This is a genomic window from Bradyrhizobium sp. KZN70725 (genome assembly GCF_055264925.1).
This window is the reverse complement of sequence record NZ_JBUYWT010000002.1, coordinates 64176-86612: the sequence shown is the minus strand read 5'-3', so window position 1 is coordinate 86612 and position 22437 is coordinate 64176. Positions and strand designations below refer to the sequence as shown.

18 protein-coding genes and 1 pseudogene are annotated in these 22437 nt (G+C 64.4%); 15 read left to right on the top strand and 4 right to left on the bottom strand.

Going from position 1 to position 22437, the window contains the following annotated elements:
• Nucleotides 1-113 precede the first annotated feature (113 nt).
• Entirely contained in the window at nucleotides 114-1142 is a 1029-nt protein-coding gene (gene gntR, locus ACZBJS_RS02285; protein WP_463438299.1) for an HTH-type transcriptional regulator GntR, read from the bottom strand.
• Nucleotides 1143-1348: 206 nt separating this feature from the next.
• Here gntR and ACZBJS_RS02280 point away from each other — a divergent pair, with 206 nt between their 5' ends.
• From ACZBJS_RS02280 to ACZBJS_RS02210, 15 genes and pseudogenes are all read left to right on the top strand, one after another.
• On the top strand, nucleotides 1349-2416 hold the full coding sequence (locus tag ACZBJS_RS02280) for an ABC transporter ATP-binding protein (RefSeq protein ID WP_028334988.1): 1068 nt from the start codon (nucleotides 1349-1351) through the stop codon (nucleotides 2414-2416).
• A gap of 76 nt (nucleotides 2417-2492) precedes the next feature.
• Nucleotides 2493-3812, top strand: coding sequence for an ABC transporter substrate-binding protein (locus ACZBJS_RS02275; protein ID WP_057019733.1), 1320 nt, complete (start codon nucleotides 2493-2495; stop codon nucleotides 3810-3812).
• 109 nt (nucleotides 3813-3921) lie between these two features.
• Nucleotides 3922-4881 (top strand): carbohydrate ABC transporter permease, encoded by a 960-nt coding sequence (locus ACZBJS_RS02270; protein WP_057019734.1) that lies wholly within the window; start codon nucleotides 3922-3924, stop codon nucleotides 4879-4881.
• Nucleotides 4874-5797 (top strand): carbohydrate ABC transporter permease, encoded by a 924-nt coding sequence (locus tag ACZBJS_RS02265; protein WP_057019735.1) that lies wholly within the window; start codon nucleotides 4874-4876, stop codon nucleotides 5795-5797. The genes ACZBJS_RS02270 and ACZBJS_RS02265 overlap by 8 nt, the downstream gene beginning before the upstream one ends.
• A 52-nt stretch (nucleotides 5798-5849) precedes the next feature.
• The gene (denD, locus tag ACZBJS_RS02260; RefSeq protein ID WP_028344631.1) at nucleotides 5850-6836 is read left to right on the top strand and encodes a D-erythronate dehydrogenase; all 987 of its coding nucleotides are present in this window, start codon (nucleotides 5850-5852) and stop codon (nucleotides 6834-6836) included.
• Nucleotides 6837-6992: 156 nt separating this feature from the next.
• Nucleotides 6993-7949 carry a sugar kinase gene (locus tag ACZBJS_RS02255; protein WP_057019736.1) on the top strand — a complete coding sequence of 319 codons (957 nt, stop codon included), beginning with the start codon at nucleotides 6993-6995 and terminating at the stop codon, nucleotides 7947-7949.
• A complete protein-coding gene (eda, locus tag ACZBJS_RS02250; protein WP_076826536.1) occupies nucleotides 7946-8596 on the top strand; it encodes a bifunctional 4-hydroxy-2-oxoglutarate aldolase/2-dehydro-3-deoxy-phosphogluconate aldolase in 651 nt (216 codons plus the stop codon). Before ACZBJS_RS02255 ends, eda begins: the two co-directional genes overlap by 4 nt.
• A 45-nt stretch (nucleotides 8597-8641) precedes the next feature.
• Nucleotides 8642-9811, top strand: coding sequence for an acetyl-CoA acetyltransferase (locus ACZBJS_RS02245; RefSeq protein ID WP_028344634.1), 1170 nt, complete (start codon nucleotides 8642-8644; stop codon nucleotides 9809-9811).
• A 1-nt stretch (nucleotide 9812) separates the two neighbouring features.
• A pseudogene (locus tag ACZBJS_RS02240) lies at nucleotides 9813-11347 on the top strand (class I adenylate-forming enzyme family protein).
• A gap of 143 nt (nucleotides 11348-11490) precedes the next feature.
• Complete coding sequence (locus ACZBJS_RS02235; RefSeq protein ID WP_057019739.1) at nucleotides 11491-11700, top strand: hypothetical protein; 210 nt, start codon at nucleotides 11491-11493, stop codon at nucleotides 11698-11700.
• A 163-nt stretch (nucleotides 11701-11863) separates the two neighbouring features.
• Entirely contained in the window at nucleotides 11864-13063 is a 1200-nt protein-coding gene (locus ACZBJS_RS02230; protein WP_057019740.1) for a CaiB/BaiF CoA transferase family protein, read from the top strand.
• Nucleotides 13064-13074: 11 nt separating this feature from the next.
• Nucleotides 13075-14241 (top strand): acyl-CoA dehydrogenase family protein, encoded by a 1167-nt coding sequence (locus ACZBJS_RS02225; RefSeq protein WP_463438298.1) that lies wholly within the window; start codon nucleotides 13075-13077, stop codon nucleotides 14239-14241.
• A gap of 125 nt (nucleotides 14242-14366) precedes the next feature.
• The gene (locus ACZBJS_RS02220; protein WP_076826540.1) at nucleotides 14367-15503 is read left to right on the top strand and encodes a thiolase family protein; all 1137 of its coding nucleotides are present in this window, start codon (nucleotides 14367-14369) and stop codon (nucleotides 15501-15503) included.
• Nucleotides 15500-15859, top strand: coding sequence for a Zn-ribbon domain-containing OB-fold protein (locus tag ACZBJS_RS02215; protein ID WP_076826541.1), 360 nt, complete (start codon nucleotides 15500-15502; stop codon nucleotides 15857-15859). Before ACZBJS_RS02220 ends, ACZBJS_RS02215 begins: the two co-directional genes overlap by 4 nt.
• 577 nt (nucleotides 15860-16436) lie before the next feature.
• On the top strand, nucleotides 16437-16964 hold the full coding sequence (locus ACZBJS_RS02210) for a carboxymuconolactone decarboxylase family protein (RefSeq protein ID WP_076826544.1): 528 nt from the start codon (nucleotides 16437-16439) through the stop codon (nucleotides 16962-16964).
• A 189-nt stretch (nucleotides 16965-17153) separates the two neighbouring features.
• Here ACZBJS_RS02210 and glsA read toward each other — a convergent pair whose 3' ends face one another.
• From glsA to ACZBJS_RS02195, 3 genes are all read right to left on the bottom strand, one after another.
• Entirely contained in the window at nucleotides 17154-19013 is a 1860-nt protein-coding gene (gene glsA, locus ACZBJS_RS02205) for a glutaminase A (protein WP_076826546.1), read from the bottom strand.
• 22 nt (nucleotides 19014-19035) lie between these two features.
• The gene (locus tag ACZBJS_RS02200; protein WP_038384113.1) at nucleotides 19036-21099 is read right to left on the bottom strand and encodes a TRAP transporter permease; all 2064 of its coding nucleotides are present in this window, start codon (nucleotides 21097-21099) and stop codon (nucleotides 19036-19038) included.
• A gap of 141 nt (nucleotides 21100-21240) precedes the next feature.
• The gene (locus ACZBJS_RS02195) at nucleotides 21241-22404 is read right to left on the bottom strand and encodes a TAXI family TRAP transporter solute-binding subunit (RefSeq protein WP_076826550.1); all 1164 of its coding nucleotides are present in this window, start codon (nucleotides 22402-22404) and stop codon (nucleotides 21241-21243) included.
• Nucleotides 22405-22437: the final 33 nt, after the last annotated feature.

The window sequence follows — 22437 nt, the reverse complement described above, 5'->3', positions numbered from 1 at the left end:
CCGATCACGCACAGGTGTTTCGTGTGATGGATTGGACCTTAGTTGAAGGGTCTTGGTTGCGCTATCATTTTATCATTTTCGCGTCCCTTATGACAGGCAGCTGCCGGGCGACGTCAATTGCGTCGCGCCGAGCTTTGCCGTTCCATGACACTGAAGCCGAGATCGACGACGGGTTCGGTCGGCCGGCGCCCTTCCAGCGTCTCGATCACCATCACGGCAGCGTTTCTGCCCATTTCGTAGCGGTTGGTACGCACGCTGCTCAAGGTCGGCTCGCTCGACGCCATGAATTCGAGGTCATTGAAGCCGACGATCGCCATCTGCTCCGGCACTGCCATGTGCCGCCGCTTGCATTCGAACAGCGCGCCGAGCGCAAGGTCGTCATTGACGCAGAACACGGCGTCGATGTCGGGCGCCTTGGCGAGCAGGTCGGCAAACAGCGTGCCGCCGAGCGTGACCGAGGTCGGGATCGCCGTTGTCACAATAAGCTGTGGATCGAACAGCCCAGCGTCGGTCATCGCGGAGCGATAGCCGTCGAGCCGGCGCTGCACCCGCGGATCCATCCGCGCGCCGAGGAATCCGATCCGCCGGTAGCTCTGCGCCAGCAGGTGGGCGATGGCGGCTTTTGCGGCGTCAAAATGCGAGAATCCGATCATCATGTCGATCGGGGAGGGACCGACCTCCATGATCTGGACGATCGGACAATCGACCGTCTCCATGATGCGGCGGGAATCGGCGGTCTGGTTGATGCCGGTAATGATCAGCCCGGCCGGCTTCTGTGCCAGAAACAGACGCAGCAGGCGCTCTTCCTGCAGGATGCTGTAGTGGGTGTTGGCGAGCTGAATGCTGTAGCGGCTGCCGTCGAGCGCGTCATAGATGCCGCGCAGCACGTCGGAGAACACGTTGTTGGTCAGCGACGGGATCAGGACACCGATCACCTCGGTGCGCTGCGACGCAAGCGCGCGTGCCGCGAGATTGGGCACGTAACCGAGTTCTTTTGCCGCACTATCGACCCGCGCGCGCTTGCCGGCCGAAAGTGCTTCCGGATTCCTGAAGAACCGTGAGGCCGTAATGGGACTGACACCGGCGAGCTTCGCGACTTCGGCGAGCCGGATCTTGCCTGGCGTGATGCGCTTTCGGGCCATTTGCCGCTCATATCACGACGTTCGTCGCAGACAAACTGATATTGACAGCGCTACCAAGCGATTGCTAATCGAACGATTGCCAAAACCGGATAAACTGCGGACAATAACGTCAGTCCAACAGCGCCGCGCACCCAGCGCGGCCGGAACAAAACAGAGCGGTGGCGGCACTCGTCGTACGTCGTCGGGAACTTGAGGGAGGGAAGTGGATGTCGTCGGTCCAGATTCGCGACGTGCGGAAATCGTTCGGCAATTTTGAGGTCCTGCACGGCGTGTCGATCCCGATCGAGGACGGCGAGTTCGTCGTTCTGGTCGGCCCCTCCGGCTGCGGCAAGTCGACCCTGCTGCGCATGCTGGCGGGGCTCGAGAACATCACCTCCGGCACGATCTCGATCGGCGACCGCGTCGTCAACAATGTCCAGCCCAAAGAGCGCGACATTGCAATGGTGTTCCAGAACTACGCGCTCTACCCGCACATGACGGTCGCCGACAATATGGGCTTCTCGCTCAAGCTGCGCGGCGCCAAGCCCGAGGAGATCTCGACCGGCGTCAAGCGCGCCGCGGAAATCCTTGCGCTTACGCCGCTGCTCGAGCGCTATCCCCGCCAGCTTTCGGGCGGCCAGCGCCAGCGCGTCGCGATGGGCCGCGCCATCGTGCGCGATCCCCAGGTGTTCCTGTTCGACGAGCCGCTGTCGAACCTCGACGCCAAGCTGCGTGTTGCAATGCGCACCGAGATCAAGGAGCTGCACCAGCGGCTGAAGACCACGACCGTCTACGTCACCCACGACCAGATCGAGGCCATGACGATGGCCGACAAGATCGTCGTGATGCATGACGGCATCGTCGAGCAGATGGGCTCGCCGCTCGAACTCTATGACACGCCGGCGAACCAGTTCGTGGCCGGTTTCATCGGTTCGCCGGCGATGAATTTCCTCAAGGGCAATGTGAAGGTGAACGGCGCCGCCTATTTCGAGGGACCGAACGGCGTCAAGCTGCCGCTGAAATCGGCGCCGGCCAATTCCGACGGCCAGCCCGCGGTCTACGGCGTGCGGCCCGAGCATTTCACCATCGCCGATGACGGCGCCGAGGCCGAGATCGTGGTGGTCGAGCCGACCGGGTCGGAGACCCAGGTGTTCGCCAAGCTCGGCGGCGAGCAGGTCGTCGCCGTGTTCCGCGAGCGCCATCTGTTCAACCCGGGCGACAAGGTTCGGCTCAAGCCGGATCCGTCGCTGGTCCATCTGTTCGACGATTCGACGGGGAAGCGACTGAACAGCTGACGGACCGATCGATCTTAATGGCCGACCAACAGGCCAGATCAAAAACAACAAAAACACAATCATAGGGAGAAGGACGATGCACGATTTTACTCGCCGCTCGCTACTTCAGGGCGGCACGGCGCTGGCTGCAACCGGCATGCTCACCGGGCCGGCGCTGTTTGACTTCGCCAAGGCCTGGGCGCAGAGCGCGCCCTGGAAGGCGGAGCCCGGCGCCAAGCTCACCGTGATGCGCTGGAAGCGCTTCGTGCCCGCGGAAGACGATGCATTCAACGCCATGGTCGCGGCCTTCAAGTCGGCAACCGGCACCGAGATGAACGTGTTCAGCGAGTCCTTCGAGGACGTGCAGCCGAAGGCCTCGGTCGCCGCCAACACCGGCTCGGGTCTCGACCTCGCCTGGGGCCTGCACACGCTGCCGCAGCTGTTCCCGACCAAGGTTCTCAAGATGAACGACGTTGCCGATTATCTCGGCAACAAGTATGGCGGCTGGACCGAAGCCGCGGCCAAAACCTGCAAGCAGGGCAATGACTGGCTCGGCATTCCCGTCGCGACCATCGGCGGCTATTTGACCTATCGCAAGTCGGCGGTCGAGAAGGCCGGCTTCAAGCAGGTGCCGTCCGATTTCCCGGCCTATCTCGAACTGTGCAAGGCGCTGAAGAAGAACAACACGCCGGCCGGCTTCGCGCTCGGCCACGCCACCGGCGACGCCAATGCCTGGGTGCACAACATCCTCTGGGGCCACAACGCCTGGACTGTCGACAAGGACGACAAGGTCATCATAAACTCGCCGGAGACGATGAAGGCGCTGGAATATGCCAAGGCGCTGTCGGAGACCTTCATTCCGGGTGTCGCGTCCTGGAACGACTCCTCCAACAACAAGGCCTTCCTGTCCGGCGAGCTGTTCCTGACCTCGAACGGCATCTCGATCTACGTCGCGGCCAAGGACGATCCGAGCAAGAAGGAGCTCGCCGAGGACATCGACCACGCATTGTGGCCGGTCGGCTCGATCGGCAAGCCGACCGAATTGCAACTCGCGGTTCCGATCCTCGCCTTCAACTTCTGCAAATATCCGAACGCGGCAAAGGCGTTCATCGCCTTCATGCTGGAGAAGGAGAATTTCGAGAAGTGGCTGTCGGGCGCGCGGGGTTATCTCACCCACACGCTCAATGCCTACGACTCGGCTCCGGTGTGGACCGCCGATCCGAAGAACGCGGTGTTCGGCCAGGCCTCGAAGCGCGCGCTGCCGGCCTCCGGCATCGGTACGCCCGGCGAGAAGGCCGCGACCGCGATCGCCGACTTCATTGTGGTCGACATGTTCGCGAACTACTGCACCGGTGCCAAGGACGGCAAGGCCGCGATGGCGGAAGCCGAACGGCAGCTGAAGCGCATCTATCGCTGATGTGATGGCCGCGGGCGGCGGAGAGCCGCCGCCCGCGTCATCATTGGAATGCCATCATTGGAATATTGCGTAGTCATGCTCAATCCGTTGAGCAATCGGGACATCGCCTATGGCTGACATCGCCCTTGCGCCGCGACGTGCGAAAACCGAAATCCGCGAAGCGACCACCTGGGATCAGCTCCGCCACAACAAGAACTGGCTCGGCTTCTGGTTCATGTTGCCGGCGATGGCGTTCCTGATCTTCTTCCTGGCCTATCCGCTCGGGCTCGGCATCTGGCTGTCCTTCACCGACACCCGCATCGGCCGCGTCGGTCATTTCATCGGCACTGAGAACTATGAATGGTTGTGGGACGATGCCATCTTCTGGCTGTCGGTCTTCAACACGCTGCTCTACACCTTCATCGCGAGCGCCGTGAAGTTCGCGGTCGGACTCTATTTGGCGCTGCTGCTCAACGAGCGCATGCCGTTCAAGGCGCTGTTGCGGGCCGCGGTGCTGATCCCCTTCATCGTGCCGACCGTGCTGTCGGCGCTGGCGTTCTGGTGGATCTTCGATTCCCAGTTCTCGATCATCTCCTGGTCGCTCAAGCATCTCGGCCTGATCACCCAGAACATCAATTTCCTCGGCGACACCACCTGGGCCCGGATCTGCGTGATCTTCGCCAATATCTGGCGCGGCGTACCGTTCGTGGCGATCACGCTGCTGGCGGGCCTGCAGACCGTGCAGCCGTCGCTGTATGAGGCGGCGACGTTGGATGGCGCCTCGCGCTGGCAGATGTTCCGCTACATCACCTATCCCTTGCTGACGCCGATCATCGCCGTCGTGATGACGTTCTCGGTGCTGTTCACCTTCACCGACTTCCAGCTGATCTGGGCGATGACGCGCGGCGGCCCGGTCAACGCCACTCATTTGATGGCGACGCTGTCGTATCAGCGCGCGATCATCGCGGGGCAGCTGGGCGAGGGCGCTGCGATCTCGAGCGCGATGATCCCGTTCCTGCTCGCCGCGATCATGGTGTCATGGTTCGGCCTGCAACGCAGGAAGTGGCAGCAGGGAGAGAGCAATGACTGATCTTCCCGCCTCCAAGGTCGACCTCAAGAGCATCCTGTCGACGCCGTCGCGCGTCGACAACAGCGAGGGCATGAGCTACCTGCAGTCGGTGCCGCGGCGGATCGTGACGCTCTACATCCCGCTGTCGATCATCGTGATCATCCTGTTGTTCCCGTTCTATTGGATGGGGCTGACGGCGATCAAGCCGGACGAGCAACTGCTCGATCTCGACAAGTACAATCCGTTCTGGACCTGGAATCCGACCTTCAAGCACGTCCACAAGCTGCTGTTCGAGAGCTACTATCCGCATTGGCTCTGGAACACGATGTATGTGGCGGTGGGCGCCACCGTGCTGTCGATCATCGCGAGCGTGCTCGCGGCCTATGCGATCGTGCGGCTGCGCTACAAGGGCGCCAACGTCGTCGGCGGCCTGATCTTCCTGGCCTATCTGGTGCCGCCGTCGATCCTGTTCATTCCGCTCGCGACCGTCGTGTTTCAGTACGGCCTGTTCGACTCGCCCCTGGCGCTGATCCTGACCTATCCGACGATCCTGATTCCGTTCTCGACCTGGCTGTTGATGGGATATTTCAAGACCATCCCGTTCGAGCTCGAGGAATGCGCGCTGATCGACGGCGCCAGCCGCTGGCAGATACTGATCAAGATCGTGCTGCCGCTCGCCGTCCCCGGCCTGATCTCGGCCTTCATCTTCTGCTTCACGCTGTGCTGGAACGAATTCATCTATGCGCTGACGTTCCTGCAATCGACCCCGAACAAGACCGTGCCGGTCGCCATCGTCAACGAATTCGTTGACGGTGACATCTATCGCTGGGGGTCCCTGATGGCAGGGGCGCTATGCGGCTCGCTACCGCTGGTTATTCTTTACGCGTTCTTCGTAGAGCATTATGTCTCGGCGATGACGGGTGCCGTGAAGGAATGAGCGCGCAAGGCCCGCAGCTGAATTCGAACAAGACAAGAAAAGGAGCAGGGTCGTGCACATTCTGATTCTGGGCGCCGCCGGCATGGTCGGCCGCAAGCTGACCGAGCGTCTCTTGCGCGAGGGCCGCCTCGGCAAGCAAGAGATCACCCGGATGACGCTGCAGGACGTGGTCGCGCCGGCCAAGCCCGCCAATGCCTCGATCCCGGTCAATGTGGTCGCATCCGATTTCGCCGATGCCGGCGCCGCGGCGCCCCTGATCGCCGAGCGTCCCGAGGTGATCTTCCATCTCGCCGCGATCGTCTCGGGCGAGGCCGAGGCCGAGTTCGACAAGGGCTACCGGATCAACCTCGACGGCACCCGCTATCTGATCGACGCCATCCGTGCCGTCGGCGGCGGCTACAAGCCGCGGCTGGTGTTCACGTCCTCGATCGCGGTGTTTGGCGCGCCGTTCCCCGAGAAGATCGGCGACGAGTTCTTCCATACGCCGCTGACGAGCTATGGCACGCAGAAGTCGATCTGCGAGCTCCTGATCAACGACTACACCCGCAAGGGTCTGCTCGACGGGATCTCGATCCGCCTGCCGACAATCTGCGTGCGTCCGGGCAAGCCGAACAAGGCGGCGTCCGGCTTCTTCTCGAATATCATCCGCGAGCCGCTGGCGGGCGAGGAGGCAGTGCTGCCGGTCTCCGAGGACGTCCGGCACTGGCACGCCTCGCCGAAATCGGCGGTCGGCTTTCTGGTTCACGCCGGCACGATGGATCTCAATGCGATGGGGCCGCGGCGCAATCTCAGCATGCCCGGGATGTCCGTCACCGTCGGCGAGCAGATCGCGTCGCTGGAGCGCGTCGCCGGCAAGAACGTCACCGCGCGGATCAAGCGGGTGCCCGATCCGACCATCATCAGCATCGTCTCGGGCTGGCCGCGCGATTTCGCCACCGACCGCGCGCTGAAGCTCGGCTTCACCACGGCCGAGAAGACGTTCGACGACATCATCCGGATCCATATCGAGGACGAACTCGGCGGCAAGTTCGCCGCCTGAGCAACGTCCGAGCCAAAGCATGATCCGGAGAAGTGCGAAGCGGTTTCCCTCGCGACAAACGCGGAACGCGTTTGCGCGAAGATCATGCTCAGACAAGGGGCTAAGACGCGATGATGATTCAACCAGGCTTCATCGCGCTTTAGCGCGGCGCTTGAGATGACCAGAGTTGCCAGCATCGGCGAATGCATGATCGAGCTGCGCCAGGCTCCTGGCGGCCAGCTCGGCGGGCTGTATTCGCGCTCCTATGGCGGCGACACGCTCAACACCGCGGTCTATCTGTCCCGGCTCGGCATCCACGTCGATTACTTCACGGCGCTCGGCGATGATGCGCTGAGCGATGAGATGATCGCGGGCTGGGCGAGCGAAGGCATCGGCACCAAGCATGTCGCGCGATCGGCGGGCAAGCTGCCCGGCCTCTATCTGATCCAGACCGACGACAAGGGCGAGCGGCGCTTCTTCCACTGGCGTGACAGCGCCGCCGCCCGCGACCTGATGGATCTGCCCGAAACGGAAGACATCCTGAACTCACTCGCGACCTATGACGTCGTCTATCTCTCGGCGATCACGCTCTCGATCCTGCGCGAGGACGGGCAGGAGCGATTGCTGGCGGCGCTGAAGCGTGCGCGGCTGTTGGGGACGCGGTTTGCGTTCGACACCAATTTCCGCGCCCGCGGCTGGCCGGACCTGAACGTCGCGCGGAAGGTCTTCAGCAGCGCGTTCGAGACGGCCGATATCGTGCTTGCCTCGACCGAGGATCTGGCGCCGCTTTATCCCGGCGAGAGCAACACGGCGCTGCTGGCCGGCATCTCGAGCCCCGAGGTGGTGCTGAAGCTGGCCGAGCCGGCCTGCATCGTGCGCTCGGCCGGCGGAACGCGCGAGGTGAAGGCGGAGCAGCTTACCAAGCCGGTGGTCGATACCACCGCGGCCGGCGACAGCTTTGCCGCCGCCTATCTCGCCGCGCGGCTCGGCGGCGCCGAGCCAGAGGAGGCGGCGCGCGCCGGCCATCGGCTGGCCGGTGTCGTGGTGTGCTATCCCGGCGCGATCATTCCGCGCTACGCCATGCCGCCGAAAAAGGCGCTTCGTCTCCCACCATCCCGTAAGGCCTCGCAATGACAACGACATCGAAGCAGGACCGGATCGCCGAGCTGATCCGTCAGGCCACCGTGATCCCGGTGCTGACCATCGAGCGGCTCGAGGACGCGGTGCCGCTTGCAAAGGCGCTGGTCGCCGGCGGCGTGCGGACGCTCGAGGTGACGCTGCGGACGGCGGTCGCGGTCGACGCGGCCAGGGCCATCATCGCCGGTGTGCCGGAGGCAATCGTCGGGATCGGCACGATCCTCAATGGTGACGACCTGATGCGCGCCGAGGCGCTGGGCGCCAAATTCGGCATCAGCCCGGGTGCGACGCCCGAGCTGTTGGCGGCGGCAGCCTCCAGCCAGCTGCCCTTCGCGCCGGGGATCGCGACCGCCTCCGAGTTGATGCAGGCGCTGGCCCACGGCTTCGACGTCGTCAAATTCTTCCCGGCCGAGCAGGCGGGCGGTATCAAGGCACTGCGGGCTCTGGCCGGGCCATTTCCGCAGGTCAGGGTGTGCCCGACCGGCGGGGTCAGCGAGGCCAATGCGGTGACCTGGCTCGCCGAACCGAATGTGCTGGCGGTCGGCGGTTCCTGGCTGTGCCCCGCGGCCGATATCCGCGCCGCCAATTGGGCGGGCATAACCGCCATGTGCGCGACGGCGATGAAAACGCTGAAAGCCGCCTGAAGATACGCTACATAACTCTCCGAACAGGAACAGGGAGATACAGCCATGACCGCCAGCATCGTGGGTTGGGCGCACACGCCATTCGGAAAGTTCGACGCGGAGACCGTCGAGGGTCTCGTGGTCAAGGTCGCCAACGAGGCGCTGGCTGACGCCGGCATCGCCGCGTCCGATGTCGACGAAATTATGCTCGGTCATTTCAACGCCGGCTTCTCGCCGCAGGATTTTACGGCCTCGCTGGTACTGCAGGCCAATCCGGCGCTGCGCTTCAAGCCGACCACCCGGGTCGAGAATGCCTGCGCCACCGGATCGGCTGCCGTGCATCAGGGCATTCGCGCCATCGAAGCCGGCGCCGCGAAGATCGTGCTGGTGGTCGGCGTCGAGCAGATGACGAAGACGCCGGGCCCGGAGATCGGCAAGAACCTGCTCAAGGCGTCGTATCTACCCGAGGACGGCGACACGGTCGGCGGCTTTGCCGGCGTGTTCGGCAAGATCGCGCAGGCCTATTTCCAGAAATACGGCGACCAGTCGGATGCGCTGGCGATGATCGCCGCCAAGAACCACAAGAACGGCGTCGCCAATCCCTATGCGCAGATGCGCAAGGATTTCGGCTTCGAGTTCTGCCGCGCCGAGAGCGACAAGAACCCGTTCGTCGCCGGTCCCTTGAAGCGCACCGACTGCTCGCTGGTCTCGGACGGCGCCGCCGCACTGGTGCTGACCGATGCCGAGACCGCCAAGACCATGGGCAAGGCGGTGAACATCCGTGCCACCGCGCATGCGCAGGATTTCCTGCCGATGTCCAAGCGTGACATCCTGCAGTTCGAAGGCTGCACCACCGCCTGGCAGCGCGCGCTGCAGAAGGCCGGCCTGCAGCTCTCCGACCTGTCCTTCGTCGAGACCCATGACTGCTTCACCGTCGCCGAGCTGATCGAATATGAAGCGATGGGCCTGACGCCGAAGGGACAGGGCGCGCGCGCGATCATGGAAGGCTGGACCCAGAAGGACGGCAAGCTGCCGGTCAATCCGTCCGGCGGCCTCAAGGCCAAGGGCCACCCGATCGGCGCCACCGGCGTCTCCATGCATGTGATGAGCGCGATGCAACTCACGGGGCAAGCGCCCGAGGGCATGCAGCTCAAGAACCCGCAGATCGGCGGCATCTTCAACATGGGCGGCGCCGCGGTCGCCAACTACGTCTCGATCCTCGAGCCGGCGAAGTAGCTTGAACATTGCCGAATGGCTGGCGGCGACGGCACGGGCGCGTCCCGACGCGCCGGCGCTGCTGACCGGTTTCGATCTCGACGCCGACTACGCCACCTTTGCCCGCCGCGCCGCCTCGATCGGGGCGGCGCTGGCGCGCGATCACGGCATTGCCGCCGGCGACCGCATCGCGCTGTTTGCGTCGAACTGCACGCAATATCTCGAATGCCTCTACGGCATCTGGTGGATCGGCGCCGCCGCGATCCCGATCAACGCCAAGCTGCACGGCCGCGAGGCGGCGTGGATCTGCGGCAATGGCGGTGCCGAGCTCGCCTTCGTCTCCGATGACACGATCGGTGCGTTGAACAAGGCGAAGGACGACTGCCCCGCCGGCATGACCACGCTGTCGGTCGACAGCGACGCTTACAAGACGATGCGAAGCGGCGAGGGGCCACCTGCACCGCTGCCGCGCGAAAACAACGATCTCGCCTGGCTGTTCTACACATCGGGCACCACGGGCCGTCCCAAGGGCGTGATGCTCAGCCACGGCAATCTGGTCGCGATGTCGCTGTGCTATCTCGCCGACGTCGATCCGGCGACGCCGCACGATGCCTCGCTCTATGCCGCGCCGATCTCGCATGGCGCCGGCCTCTACAATTTCCCGCACGTCCGGATGGGCGGCCGCCACGTCGTGCCGGAGTCCGGCGGCTTCGATCCTGACGAGGTGCTCAACCTCGGCCGCCAGCTCGACAATGTCGTGATGTTCGCGGCCCCCACGATGGTGCGCCGCCTGGTCGATGCCGCGAAGAAGCGCGGCGAGAACGGCGAGGGGCTGCGCACCATCATCTATGGCGGTGGTCCGATGTACACGGCCGACATCACCGATGCGATGGCGACGATGGGCCAGCGCTTCGTGCAGATCTATGGCCAGGGCGAGTCGCCGATGACCATCACGGCGCTGTCGCGCGGCTGGCACGCCCGGAGCGATCATCCGCGCTATCTCGAACGCTGGCTTCAGTCGGGCTGGCGCAGAGCGTCGTCACCGTGCGCATCACCGACAAGGACGGCACGCCGCTGCCTCCCGGGGAGACCGGCGAGATCGAGGTCAAGGGCGCGACCGTGATGCTCGGCTACTGGAACAATCCGAAGGCCAATGCCGAGACATTGAAGGACGGCTGGCTGCGCACCGGCGATGTCGGCCGGCTCGACGCCGACGGCTTCCTCACGCTGTCGGACCGCTCCAAGGACGTGATCATCTCCGGCGGCACCAACATCTATCCGCGCGAGGTCGAGGAAGCCCTGCTGACCCATCCCGATGTCAGCGAGGTCTCGGCCGTCGGTGTGCCGGATCCGGAATGGGGCGAGATCGTCGTCGCCTGCGTCGTGCTCGCGGACGGCGCCGCCGCCGACGACGGCAAGCTCGACGCGCATTGCCTTGCCTCGATCGCCCGCTTCAAGCGGCCGAAGCGCTATGTCTATCTCGATGCCCTGCCGAAGAACAATTACGGCAAGGTGCTGAAGACCGCGCTGCGGGAGATGCTGGAAGGCATGGGCTAAAGCGGGGCGAGCCTGGGTTGAATCGAAAACATCGAAGACAACCCCATGCACAGTAGGGATTGGGGTCACTAAGGCGGTTAAGGGATATGCCCGGACCTCCCGCCGCGCTAAGCTGCCTGTGCTTGTCACCGGGAGAACGGACCATGGGAATCGAGACGTCTCTGTCGCTGTCGGAAGTGAACGATCGCATCGCGATCCTCCGGGACAATATCAGGCAGCTGATCGAGCAGGCCGCAGGCGCAGCCGGCGCCGAAGTCGAGGAGCGCATCGCCGAGCGGCTCGAGCAGCAGAATGCGGAACTGGAAAAGCTCCTGAAGGCGCGCGAGGTGATGACGGGGCAGTCGCCGGCATAAGGGCGGCGGTGAATACGCTTCGTTTTGCCCAGCCTGCGTTCCGCCGCACGGAAGCGGCCCGGCCGCAGCCATGCATACGCCCATACGCCCGGCGCAGCTTGATCTCTTGGAATAGCTCCCGTTACTAGCTCTATAACCACGACATCCGGGAGCTAACAAGACGATGGGACCACTGCAGGGTATCAAGGTCGTCGACATGACGACCGTGCTGATGGGACCCTACGCCACGCAGATGCTGGGCGATTACGGCGCCGACGTCATCAAGGTGGAATCCCCCGACGGCGACGTGACGCGGCAGATCGGTCCGACGCGGCATCCCGGCATGGGACCGGTGTTCCTCAACACCAATCGCAGCAAGCGCTCGGTCTGCCTCGATCTGAAGAAGCCGGCGGGGCGCGAGGCGGTGCTGCGGCTGATCGCGAAGGCCGACGTGCTGGTCTACAATGTGCGCCCGCAGGCGATGGCGCGGCTGCAGCTCGGCTATGACGTCGTTTCCAAGGTCAACCCGCGGCTGATCTATGCCGGCGTGTTCGGCTTCGGCCAGGAGGGACCTTATGCCGCCAAGCCCGCCTATGACGATCTGATCCAGGGCGCGACCGCGCTGCCGGCGCTGATGGCGCAAACCTCGGACGGCGTGCCGCGCTATGTGCCGAACGCGCTGGTGGATCGCATCGTCGGCCTCACCGCGGTCGGCGCGATCTGTGCGAGCCTTGTGCATCGCGATCGCACCGGGCAGGGCCAACGCGTCGATATTCCGATGTTCGAGACCATGGCCGGCTTCGTCATGGGCGATCACATGGGCGGGTTGACCTACGATCCGCCGCTCGACAAGGGCGGCTATGCGCGCCATCTGTCGCCGGACCGGCGGCCATACAAGACGCTCGACGGCTATATCTGCGTGATCGTCTACAACGACAAGCAGTGGGAGAACTTCTTCAAGGCGACCGGCCGCGACGATCTGCGCAGCGATCCGAAATTCGCGACCTTCGCCGGCCGCGCCACCAATATCGATGTCGTCTACGCCGAGCTCGCGCGCATCCTGCAGACCAAGACGACCGCCGAGTGGAACGGGATCCTCGAAAAGGCCGACGTGCCGGTAATGCCGATGCACGATCTCGAGAGCCTGCTGGAGGACCCGCATATGGTCGCGACCGGCGTCTTCCCCGTGGTCGATCATCCGACCGAGGGGCGGATCCGCAGCATGACGCCGTCGGCGCGGTGGTCGGAGACCAAGGTCGAGCCGAGCCGGCTGGCGCCACGGCTCGGCGAGCACAGCGCGGAGATTTTGCGGGAGGCAGGCTTCTCCACCGAGGAGATCGCGGCGATGGTGCGCGACGGCGCGGCCAAAGCGGTGCAGGCATAGGAGCACGACAGATGGATTTCGCACTCTCCGCCAACCAGGAATCGATCCGCGATGCCGTCGCCAAGATCTGCTCGCGCTTTGACGAAGCCTACTGGCTGAAGAAGGACAAGGAGGGCGGCTATCCGGCCGACTTCCACCGCGCGCTGGCCGATGCCGGCTGGCTCGGCATCTGCATCCCCGAGGAATATGGCGGCTCCGGGCTCGGCATCACCGATGCCGCGATCATGATGCGCACGATCTCCGAATCCGGTGCCGGCATGTCCGGCGCGTCCGCGGTGCATATGAACGTGTTCGGGCTCAATCCGGTGGTGGTGTTCGGCACCAAGGAGCAGTGCCAGCGCATGCTGCCGCCGATCATCGGCGGCCGCGACAAGTCCTGCTTCGCGGTGACCGAGCCGAACACCGGCCTCAACACCACGCAGCTCAAGACCCGCGCGGTGCGCCAGGGCGACAAATACATCGTCAACGGCCAGAAGGTGTGGATCTCGACCGCCCAGGTCGCCAACAAGATCCTGCTGCTCGCGCGCACCACGCCGCTGGAGGAGGTGCGCAGCCCGACCCATGGCCTCAGCCTGTTCTACACCGATTTCGACCGCAAGCGCGTCACCGTGCACGAGATCGAGAAGATGGGCCGCAAGCCAGTCGATTCCAACGAGCTGTTCTTCGAGAATTTCGAGATCCCGGTCGAAGACCGTATCGGCGAGGAGGGCCGCGGCTTCGAATACATCCTGCACGGCATGAATCCCGAGCGCATCCTGATCGCGGCTGAAGCCGTCGGCCTCGGCCAGATCGCGCTGAAGCGGGCGTCGGAATATGCCAAGGGCCGCATCGTGTTCAACCGGCCGATCGGCATGAACCAGGCGATCCAGCATCCGCTGGCGAAGTGCTGGATGGAACTGGAGGCAGCCTGGCTGATGGTGCTGCGCGCCGGCTGGCAGTATGACCAGAACCTGCCCTGCGGCCCCGCGGCGAACTCCGCAAAATATCTCGCGGCGGAAGCCGGCTTCCATGCCTGCGAGCAAGCGGTGATGACCCATGGCGGCTTCGGCTACGCCAAGGAGTACCACGTCGAGCGCTACTTGCGGGAATCGCTGATCCCGCGCATCGCGCCGATCAGTCCACAGCTGATCCTCAGCTTCATCGGCGAGAAGGTGCTCGGCCTTCCGAAGTCGTATTGAGATGACGCAAGTCATTGTAGGTTGTCATTCCGGGATGGTCCGAAGGACCAGACCCGGAATCTCGAGATTCCGGGTTCGATGCTTCGCATCGCCCCGGAATGACGCTCTGAGATAGGTGCGCTGAAATGAGCTTCGTGACCGGCGTCGGCCTCACGTCCTACGGCAAGCATGAGGGCTTGTCCTCGCTCGACCTGATGAGCAAGGCGGCCGAGCTTGCGATCTCGGATGCCGGGCTGAAGCGCTCCGAGATCGACGGCATCCTCTGCGGCTACTCCACGGTCTCGCCGCACATCATGCTGGCCACGGTCTTCGCCGAGCACTTCGGCATTCGCCCGGCTTACGCGCACGCCGTGCAGGTCGGCGGCGCCACCGGGCTTGCGATGACCATGCTGGCGCATCACCTGGTCGACGCCGGTGTTGCAAAACACGTGCTGGTGGTCGGCGGCGAGAACCGGCTAACCGGGCAGAGCCGGGACGCCTCGATCCAGGCGCTGGCCCAGGTCGGCCATCCCGACTACGAGGTGACGCTGGGGCCGACGATCCCGGCCTATTACGGCCTGGTCGCAACGCGCTACATGCATGAATACGGCCTCACGCAGGTAGACCTCGCCGAGTTCGCGGTGCTGATGCGCAAGCACGCGCTGACGCATCCCGGCGCGCAATTCCACGAGCCGATCACGGTTGCCGACGTGATGGCCTCCAAGCCCGTGGCGATGCCGCTCAAGCTGCTCGACTGCTGCCCGGTGTCGGACGGCGGTGCGGCCTGTGTGATCAGCCGCGAGCCGACCGGCGAGCGGCAGGTCCGCGTCCGCGGCTGCGCCCAGGCACACACCCATCAGCACGTCACCGCAGCGCCTGCGCTGAGCGAACTCGGCGCCGAGATTTCGATCGCGAAAGCGAAGCAGGCGGCGGGCGTCGCGATCCCGGACGTGCGCTACGCCGCGGTCTATGACAGCTTCACGATCACGCTCGCGATGCTGCTGGAGGATCTCGGCCTTGCCGGACGCGGCGAGGCGGCGGCGCGGGTGCGCGCCGGCTATTTCAATCAGGATGGCGAGATGCCGCTCAACACCCATGGCGGCCTGCTCAGCTACGGCCATTGCGGCGTCGGCGGCGCGATGGCGCATCTGATCGAGACCCATCTGCAGATGACCGGCCGCGCCGAAAATCGTCAGGTGCGCGACGCCTCGGTGGCGCTTCTGCACGGCGATGGCGGCGTGCTGTCGTCGCATGTCAGCATGTTCCTGGAGCGCGTGCGATGAGCGGACCGATCGTGGACTGGACCAAGGGCACTGAAGCCATCGTCTACCAGACCTGCAACGGCTGCGGCGCGCGGCAATATTTCCGCCGCAGCTTTTGCGCCGCATGCGGTTCGCCAGATCTTGCCGAGCATCGCGCGAGTGGGGCAGGGACGGTGTATGCGACCTCGCTGGTCTGCCGCGCCGCGACGCCGGAGGCGCGGGCGCATGTGCCCTACAACATCGTGCTTGTCGATGCCGACGAAGGCTTTCGCATGATGGCCCATGGCGACAACGACCTTGCCATCGGCGACAAGGTCGCGGCGCGCTTCACGCAATTCGCGGGGAGGCTGGTTCCATATTTCGCAAAGGCGAAATGAGGGGCTGAACGATCCAGTCAGAACGCAAGACCAGGCTGAACAGGTTCGCTCTTGCCCCTCATAGTTTGCGGATCATTTTGGGCATGATCTTTCCGAAAACCGCTACACACTTTTCGGGATCATGCCTCAGTGCCAATAAAAGATCACGCTGGCGATGACGAGCATTGCCGTCACCGCCAGCATTTGCGCAAGCGCTTCCGAGGCCGCCCTCTTGGTGGCTTCCTTCATGCGTTTCCCCTAGACTTGGGCGTGACTCATCGTTGCGCAAATTGCGCGCAAGACGGCCGGATTTTTTACTCGGAACACCCCGCGTCGAGTATTCGCTTTTGACGAGTCCCCACTCAGCGAATATCGACTGTGACAGCGTTGTCTGGGAATGCGGCGGCAATTTGACTCGCGCGTGTCGCTCCTGCGACAGCAGCCCGTACAGAGCGTTTTCGAGCGAAGTGGATATCGGTTCGCGTGAAGAAAACGCGTCGAAACAAGGATCTAGGGCCCCGTTCCGATTTCATCGGAACGGAAAAAGCTCTAGTGTTTCGGAACCCGACAGAAACGACGGCAAGATCAAGGTTAGGAAATGGCCCGTATCGACTACTCCGATCCCGCGAAGGCAAGCCCGCGGACCCGCGAGATCCTCGACAAGAACCGCAACGCCAATATCTTTCGCATGATGGCGCATTCGCCAAGCTACTTTGAACAGTATTGCCGGCTCGGCGGCGCGATCCGCCACAAGGGCGAGCTCGATCCCGTCGTCCGCGAGCTTGCGATCACGCGCACCGGCATTCTCTGCGAGGCGCCCTACGAGATCGTCGCGCACAAGCGGATCGGCAAGAATGTCGGCGTCACCGACGAGCAGAACGCCGCGCTCGAGGATTGGCGGTCCGCGACCTGCTTCAACGATGTGCAGCGCGCGGCGCTCGCCTTCACCGACGAGATCGTCAAGCTCAAGAAGCCGACCGACGCCACCTTCAGGGCGATCGCAGTGAAGCTGACGCCGGCCGCGCTGATCGAGCTGCAACTCTCGGTCGGCTTCTACATCATGACGTCGAAATTTCTCGAGACCTTCGAGATCGACATGCAGCCGGTGACGGAAGTAGTGAGCTGAGCGGATCGCGTCGCGGAGTCCTTCGCCTCGCCCCGCCTGCGGGGAGAGGCCGGAGCGCATGCAGCGAAGCGGAATGCGGTCCGGGTGAGGGGGAATCTCCGCGAGTCTAACTCGAAGTTATTTTGCGGATGCAGCCCCTCACCCCGACCCTCTCCCCGCGAAGGGCGGGGAGAGGGAGAACAGAGAGACCTACCCCGACGTCAGCAGATCCACCTTTGCATTCGCCAGGATCAGCCGTTCGGCGAGGATCTGCGCGAGGTTGCGCATGATCCGCTCGCCGGCGCGCGGATGTCGCTCGCGGAAGCGCTCGAAATCCTCGATCGTCACTTCGTAGGTGGTCGCCGACATGTCGGCGACCACGTCCGCGACCCGCTTCGGCTCCAGCAGCGCCATCTCGCCGAACGCCATGCCGGCAGTCAGCGTCGCGAGCCGGATGCCGTCCGGCAGGGTGACGTGGACCACGCCGCTGCGGAGGAAGAACAGCGAGGTGGCCTCGCTGCCCGCGGCGATGACCTTTTCATTCTGCTGGTAGGTCCGGACCGTGCAAATCGAGGTGAGATCGGCGATCTCGGCTTCGCTCAATCCGGCGAGCAGCGGCTGCTCGGAAAGCTCCGTGGTCTCGAGGAAGTCGATCGAGCCGCCATAGCGGTAGACGATCTGGTCCTCGGCCCACTCGATCGCGGTGTCGAGCAGATAGAAATCCCTGATATTGCCGAGCCGCCTGGTCCACTCGCTGATCGTGGCCCATTCGCGCGAGGTCCGCTTGATGCCGGACAGGATCACGGTGACGCCGAGCTCGGCGAGCTCCTGGAAAGCTTCGGCCACCAGCCTTGCGCCGGCGCGGGTCGTCGCGGTGACGCGGCGCAGATCGAAGATCACGAATTCGGGCCGCGGGCTGCCGGCGAGGCGGCGCGAGACATAGTCGACATTGGAGAGCGACAGGGTGCCGACCAGCTCGATCACTCGGACCTCCTGGAAGTGCCTTGCCAGGATCTCCTGCTCCTGCGGCCGGCGCACCCGCCGCGACGGGTTCTTGCCGATATTGTAGTCGGCGATGATGCTGTGGCGTGCGTCGTCGCTGCGGTTGAGCATATGCAGGTCGTAATGCGCCGACAGCGTCTCGCACACCTTGATGCCGCGCACGCTGTTGCCGTGCTTGTCGAGTTTTGGCGAATAGCTGCCGAGCCCCAGCCGCGCCGGCAGTGCCGCCAGAATGCCGCCGCCGACGCCGCTCTTGGCGGGAATGCCGACGCGGTAGATCCATTCGCCGGCATAGTCGTACATGCCCGACGAGGTCATCACCGATAGCGTGCGCGCGATGGCGTAGGGCGTCACCACCTGCTCCTCTGTCAGCGGGTTGATGCCGCGATTGGCGAGCGTCGCCGCCATCACGGCGGTGTCGCGTGCGGTGACCAGGATGGAGCATTGCCGGAAATAGACGTCGAGCACCGCAGGCACGTTCTCGGTGATCACGCTGTTGGTGCGCAGCAGATAACCGATCGCCCGGTTGCGGTCGCCGGTGGCGCTCTCGGAGGCATAGACCGCCTCGTCGATATCGAGTTCACGTCCGGCGAAGCGGCCGAGCGCCTGGCGGATGTAGTCGAACGCGCCGTCGCCCTTGTCGGCGTGGAGCAGGCCGGAGCAGGCGATCGCGCCGGCATTGACCATCGCATTGAACGGATGGTTCTCGGCATTGAGCCGGATCGAGTTGAAGGGGTCGCCGGACGGCTCGACGCCGATCACGCTTTCCACCCGTTCGGCGCCCAGCGTGTCCAGCGCCAGCGCGAACACGAACGGCTTCGACATCGACTGGATGGTGAACGGCACCCTGGTGTCGCCGACCTCGTAGACGTGGCCGTCGAGCGTCGCCAGGCTGATGCCGAAATGGGCAGGGTCGGCCTTGCCGAGCTCGGGGATGTAGTCGGCAACCGCGCCCGCGGCCTCCGGCAGGAAGTCTGCGTAACAAGTGTGCAGAAACCGCAGCAGCGGCGGCTTCGAGCTGGACCAAGCCGTGGTGGTGGCGGTGACGGGAGGAGGCGATCGTTTCATCGCCTCCTGTTGTGCAACGCAATCAAGGCGCGCGCAACTGGTTCGGAACCAGCGCCTGACGGCGGACCAGCAGCAAGGCGATCAAAACCGTCGGGGCGAGGATCGCGAGCCCCAGCAGCGACACCTGCAGTTGCGACAGCGGGTTGATGCCGCCGCCTGGCGTCGCGAGCACGAAGCCGCCGATCACCAGCAGCACCCGGAGCGGCCATTCCAGGGCACCGGCGCCGCGGAGGTCGCCGACGAAGGCCTGGTAGCCCTGGATGCCGCCGCAGATGAACAGCGTGCCGCAGGCCGCGAGCGCCATCAGGCCGAGGCCGGCGAGATAGGGGCTCGGTCCCTGCATCACCAGCGCCGGGTTCAGCACGAAGAAGAACGGGATGAAATAGATGATGCTGCCGACCCACATCGATTCCCATCCGGTCTTCATCGCGGGCGAGCCGGCGATGCCGGCCGCAGCGAAGGAGGCGATCGCCACCGGCGGGGTGATCGACGACAGCATGCCCCAATAGAAGATGAACATGTGCACCGCCATCCGGTTCAGCCCGAGCTTCTCCAGCGCGGGCGCGACCAGGATGGCGAGGAAGATGTAGCAGGCGGTGGTGGTCAGCCCGAGGCCGAGGATCAGGCTGGTGAAGGCGCACATCACGAGCAGCAGGAACGCGTTGTCGCCCGCAAGCGTCAAAAGATCGTTGGCCAGGCTCGAGACCACGCCGGTCATCGAGAACGCCCCGATCAGCAGACCGCAACCGGCGAGGATGCCGACCAGCTCGACGAAGGTGCGGCCATTGACCTCGAGGAATTTTCCGATCGTCCCGAGCGTCCAGCGGCTCTCCTTGGAGAAGATCTGGTTCAGCACCAGCAGCAGCGCGGTGGCGTAGAACGGCGCGTGGCTTTCGCGCTTGAAATACAGCAGCATCACGATCAGGAGCGCAATGACGAAGACGTAATACCAGCCGTTCTTGATCGTATCCATCACGCGCGGCAGCTCGGCGCGCGGAATGCCCTTCAGCCCGTGGCGTGCGGCGTAGGAGTCGACCTGCATGAACAGGCCGACATAGTAGAGCGCCGCAGGAATGATCGCGGCCACCGCGACCTCCGCGTAGCTGATATTGAGGAACTGCGCGATCACGAACGCGGTGGCGCCCATCACCGGCGGCGCCAGCACGGCGCCGGTGGAGGCGCAGGCCTCGATCGCGCCGGCATAGGAGGCGCGGAAGCCGCTCTTCTTCATGACCGGGATCGTCATGGTGCCGGCGGTCAGCACGTTGGAAACGATCGAGCCCGACATCATGCCGAGCAGGCCGGACGCGAAGATGCAGACCTTGGCGGCACCGCCGCGGAACGTGCCGCACAGCGCGAAGGCGAGGTTGATGAAGAATTTTCCGGCGCCGGTCATCATCAGCGCGGTGCCGAACACCAGGAAGCCGATCACGGTATCGGCGAAGGCCTGGATCGGAATGCCGAGCAGGCTCTCGCCGGACAACACGTGATAGGCGGTGGTCTGGTCGAGCGTCAGCTGCGAGCCGCGGAACGGCCCGAGCCAGCTGGCCTCGGCGAACAGCGGATAGACGGTGAAGGGCAGCACGCTGAGCAGGAGGCTCCAGCCGCCGGTCCGGCGCAGCGCCTCCATCAGCATCACCCACATCACGAGGCCGGCGATGATGACGTTCCTCGGGGCGCCGTCGGACTCCCAGCCATATTGCGCCGCCTTGCGCACGTTCAGCATCAGCCAGATCGAGGCGGCGAAGGTCGCGACGGCGAGCGCGAGGTCATACCAGGGAATGCGGTTCAGCGGCGCGCGCTCCGATCCGGGGAAGATCAGGAACGTGAAGGGCAGCATCAGCGCGATCAAGAGATAGAAATATTCGGTGTTGAGCTGGGTGTAGTCGATGAAGAAGCGCAGCGAGAATTGCTGGTTGATGCAGAGCAGGATGGTTGCGGCGGTTGCGACCACCAGCGCCCAGCGCCACACCCCGCGCAGGGTGCGCACGCGCGTGACCTCGGCCTCCTGCAGATTGTCGAGACCGGCATGCGGATCTTCAAACTCGATTCTTTTCGCAGGCGCAGCCGCGGCGTTCTCGGGCATTGCATCCCCCAATGTTGTCCGTTTTGCCCGTAGCCTAGAGCATGATCCGGAAAAGTGCGAAGCGGTTTTCCGGAAGCACCATGCTCGAACGGGCGCAAGCGCGATGACGACTAACCCGATCTCATCGCGCGTTGGCGGGTCTCACTCAAAGCCATTGGGCATATTGGCTTTCGCAAGCGCGGCAGCGCGCGCCTTCATCCAGCCATCGAGGAAGGCCTTGTCGTCCGACGGCGGGCTCGACTTGCCGTAATCCGTCCAGGCGGCGGCCAGCACCTCCTGGCGCTTGTAAAGCGTGTTGTTGTGCGCGTCCTGCTCGTCGCTCCAGTGGCCGGTTTCCTTGAGCGCCTTCACCGCGCCGGGATGCACGGGGACGACCCAGTTCTTGGTCTGCCGGTCGGCGCCGAGCCCGGCGGCGCCGGGCGCCGAATCCTTGTAGGCGTCGTAGTTGACGATCATCGCCTTGGTGATCGCGTAGATCTGGTCGACCGGCTGCGCCGCATAGGCGACGAAGATCGGGTAGGGGTAATTGCCGAGCTGGATCGGCTTGTCCGGCGAGATGCCGGCGCCGCAGGTTGCGGTTTGCGGGAAGAAGAACGAGCCGACCTTTTTCACCCGTGCCCAGCCTTCCTTGTCGTCGGCGGGCAGCGGCGGCCACATCAGGCCGCGCGGCGAGGTCTCGGCTTCCTTGGCGGGGCCGGTGATCGTGGTGCCGAAGGCGGCATCGGTGTCGTTGTTGATCAGGCCTTTCCACATCGCCCCATAGCTTGCGAACTCGACGATCTTGACGTCCTTCTGGGTGAGGCCGCCGAACGCGAGCATCGCGAGCGAGTTCTGGTTCAGCGCCGGCGAGCCGACCACGAAGCCGACGCGCTTGCCGCGAAGGTCTTTCATTTCCTTGACGCCGGCATCGGCTGCCACGCCGAGCGCGCCGCAATTGCAGTCGACCGACGACAGCATGAGCTGCAGCGGCTGCGGGCCCCACTCCTTGGCGCCGAACTCGAACACGCCTTCCTGCGCGAAATAGGTCCCCGATCCCATCGCCGAGGAGACCGCGCGCTTGGCGCGCAGCGGCGCGAGCCGCGCGACGTCGTTGCCGGCCGGCAGCACGCGGACGTCGGTGCCGTATTTGTCCTTCATCATCTTGCCGACGCCGACCGCGATGTTGAAGCCGGCGGTGCCGGTGTCGTAGGCGGTCACCGCCATGGTCGGCGGCAGCTTGATGTCGTCGGCCGAGGCGGGCAGGGCAGCGAAGATCGAAATGCCGGCAAGAGCGGCAGGCGCGAGCGCCATCAGCCGATGGATCATAATTCCTCCCTTTGTTTCGCTGTGCGAAACTTT

Bases quoted from the DNA above. Each gene is read 5' to 3' on its own strand.
- gntR (WP_463438299.1), bottom strand. From the start codon at position 1,142: ATGGCCCGAAAGCGCATCACGCCAGGCAAGATCCGGCTCGCCGAAGTC.
- ACZBJS_RS02280 (WP_028334988.1), top strand. From the start codon at position 1,349: ATGTCGTCGGTCCAGATTCGCGACGTGCGGAAATCGTTCGGCAATTTT.
- ACZBJS_RS02275 (WP_057019733.1), top strand. From the start codon at position 2,493: ATGCACGATTTTACTCGCCGCTCGCTACTTCAGGGCGGCACGGCGCTG.
- ACZBJS_RS02270 (WP_057019734.1), top strand. From the start codon at position 3,922: ATGGCTGACATCGCCCTTGCGCCGCGACGTGCGAAAACCGAAATCCGC.
- ACZBJS_RS02265 (WP_057019735.1), top strand. From the start codon at position 4,874: ATGACTGATCTTCCCGCCTCCAAGGTCGACCTCAAGAGCATCCTGTCG.
- ACZBJS_RS02255 (WP_057019736.1), top strand. From the start codon at position 6,993: ATGACCAGAGTTGCCAGCATCGGCGAATGCATGATCGAGCTGCGCCAG.
- eda (WP_076826536.1), top strand. From the start codon at position 7,946: ATGACAACGACATCGAAGCAGGACCGGATCGCCGAGCTGATCCGTCAG.
- ACZBJS_RS02245 (WP_028344634.1), top strand. From the start codon at position 8,642: ATGACCGCCAGCATCGTGGGTTGGGCGCACACGCCATTCGGAAAGTTC.
- ACZBJS_RS02235 (WP_057019739.1), top strand. From the start codon at position 11,491: ATGGGAATCGAGACGTCTCTGTCGCTGTCGGAAGTGAACGATCGCATC.
- ACZBJS_RS02230 (WP_057019740.1), top strand. From the start codon at position 11,864: ATGGGACCACTGCAGGGTATCAAGGTCGTCGACATGACGACCGTGCTG.
- ACZBJS_RS02225 (WP_463438298.1), top strand. From the start codon at position 13,075: ATGGATTTCGCACTCTCCGCCAACCAGGAATCGATCCGCGATGCCGTC.
- ACZBJS_RS02220 (WP_076826540.1), top strand. From the start codon at position 14,367: ATGAGCTTCGTGACCGGCGTCGGCCTCACGTCCTACGGCAAGCATGAG.
- ACZBJS_RS02215 (WP_076826541.1), top strand. From the start codon at position 15,500: ATGAGCGGACCGATCGTGGACTGGACCAAGGGCACTGAAGCCATCGTC.
- ACZBJS_RS02210 (WP_076826544.1), top strand. From the start codon at position 16,437: ATGGCCCGTATCGACTACTCCGATCCCGCGAAGGCAAGCCCGCGGACC.
- glsA (WP_076826546.1), bottom strand. From the start codon at position 19,013: ATGAAACGATCGCCTCCTCCCGTCACCGCCACCACCACGGCTTGGTCC.
- ACZBJS_RS02200 (WP_038384113.1), bottom strand. From the start codon at position 21,099: ATGCCCGAGAACGCCGCGGCTGCGCCTGCGAAAAGAATCGAGTTTGAA.
- ACZBJS_RS02195 (WP_076826550.1), bottom strand. From the start codon at position 22,404: ATGATCCATCGGCTGATGGCGCTCGCGCCTGCCGCTCTTGCCGGCATT.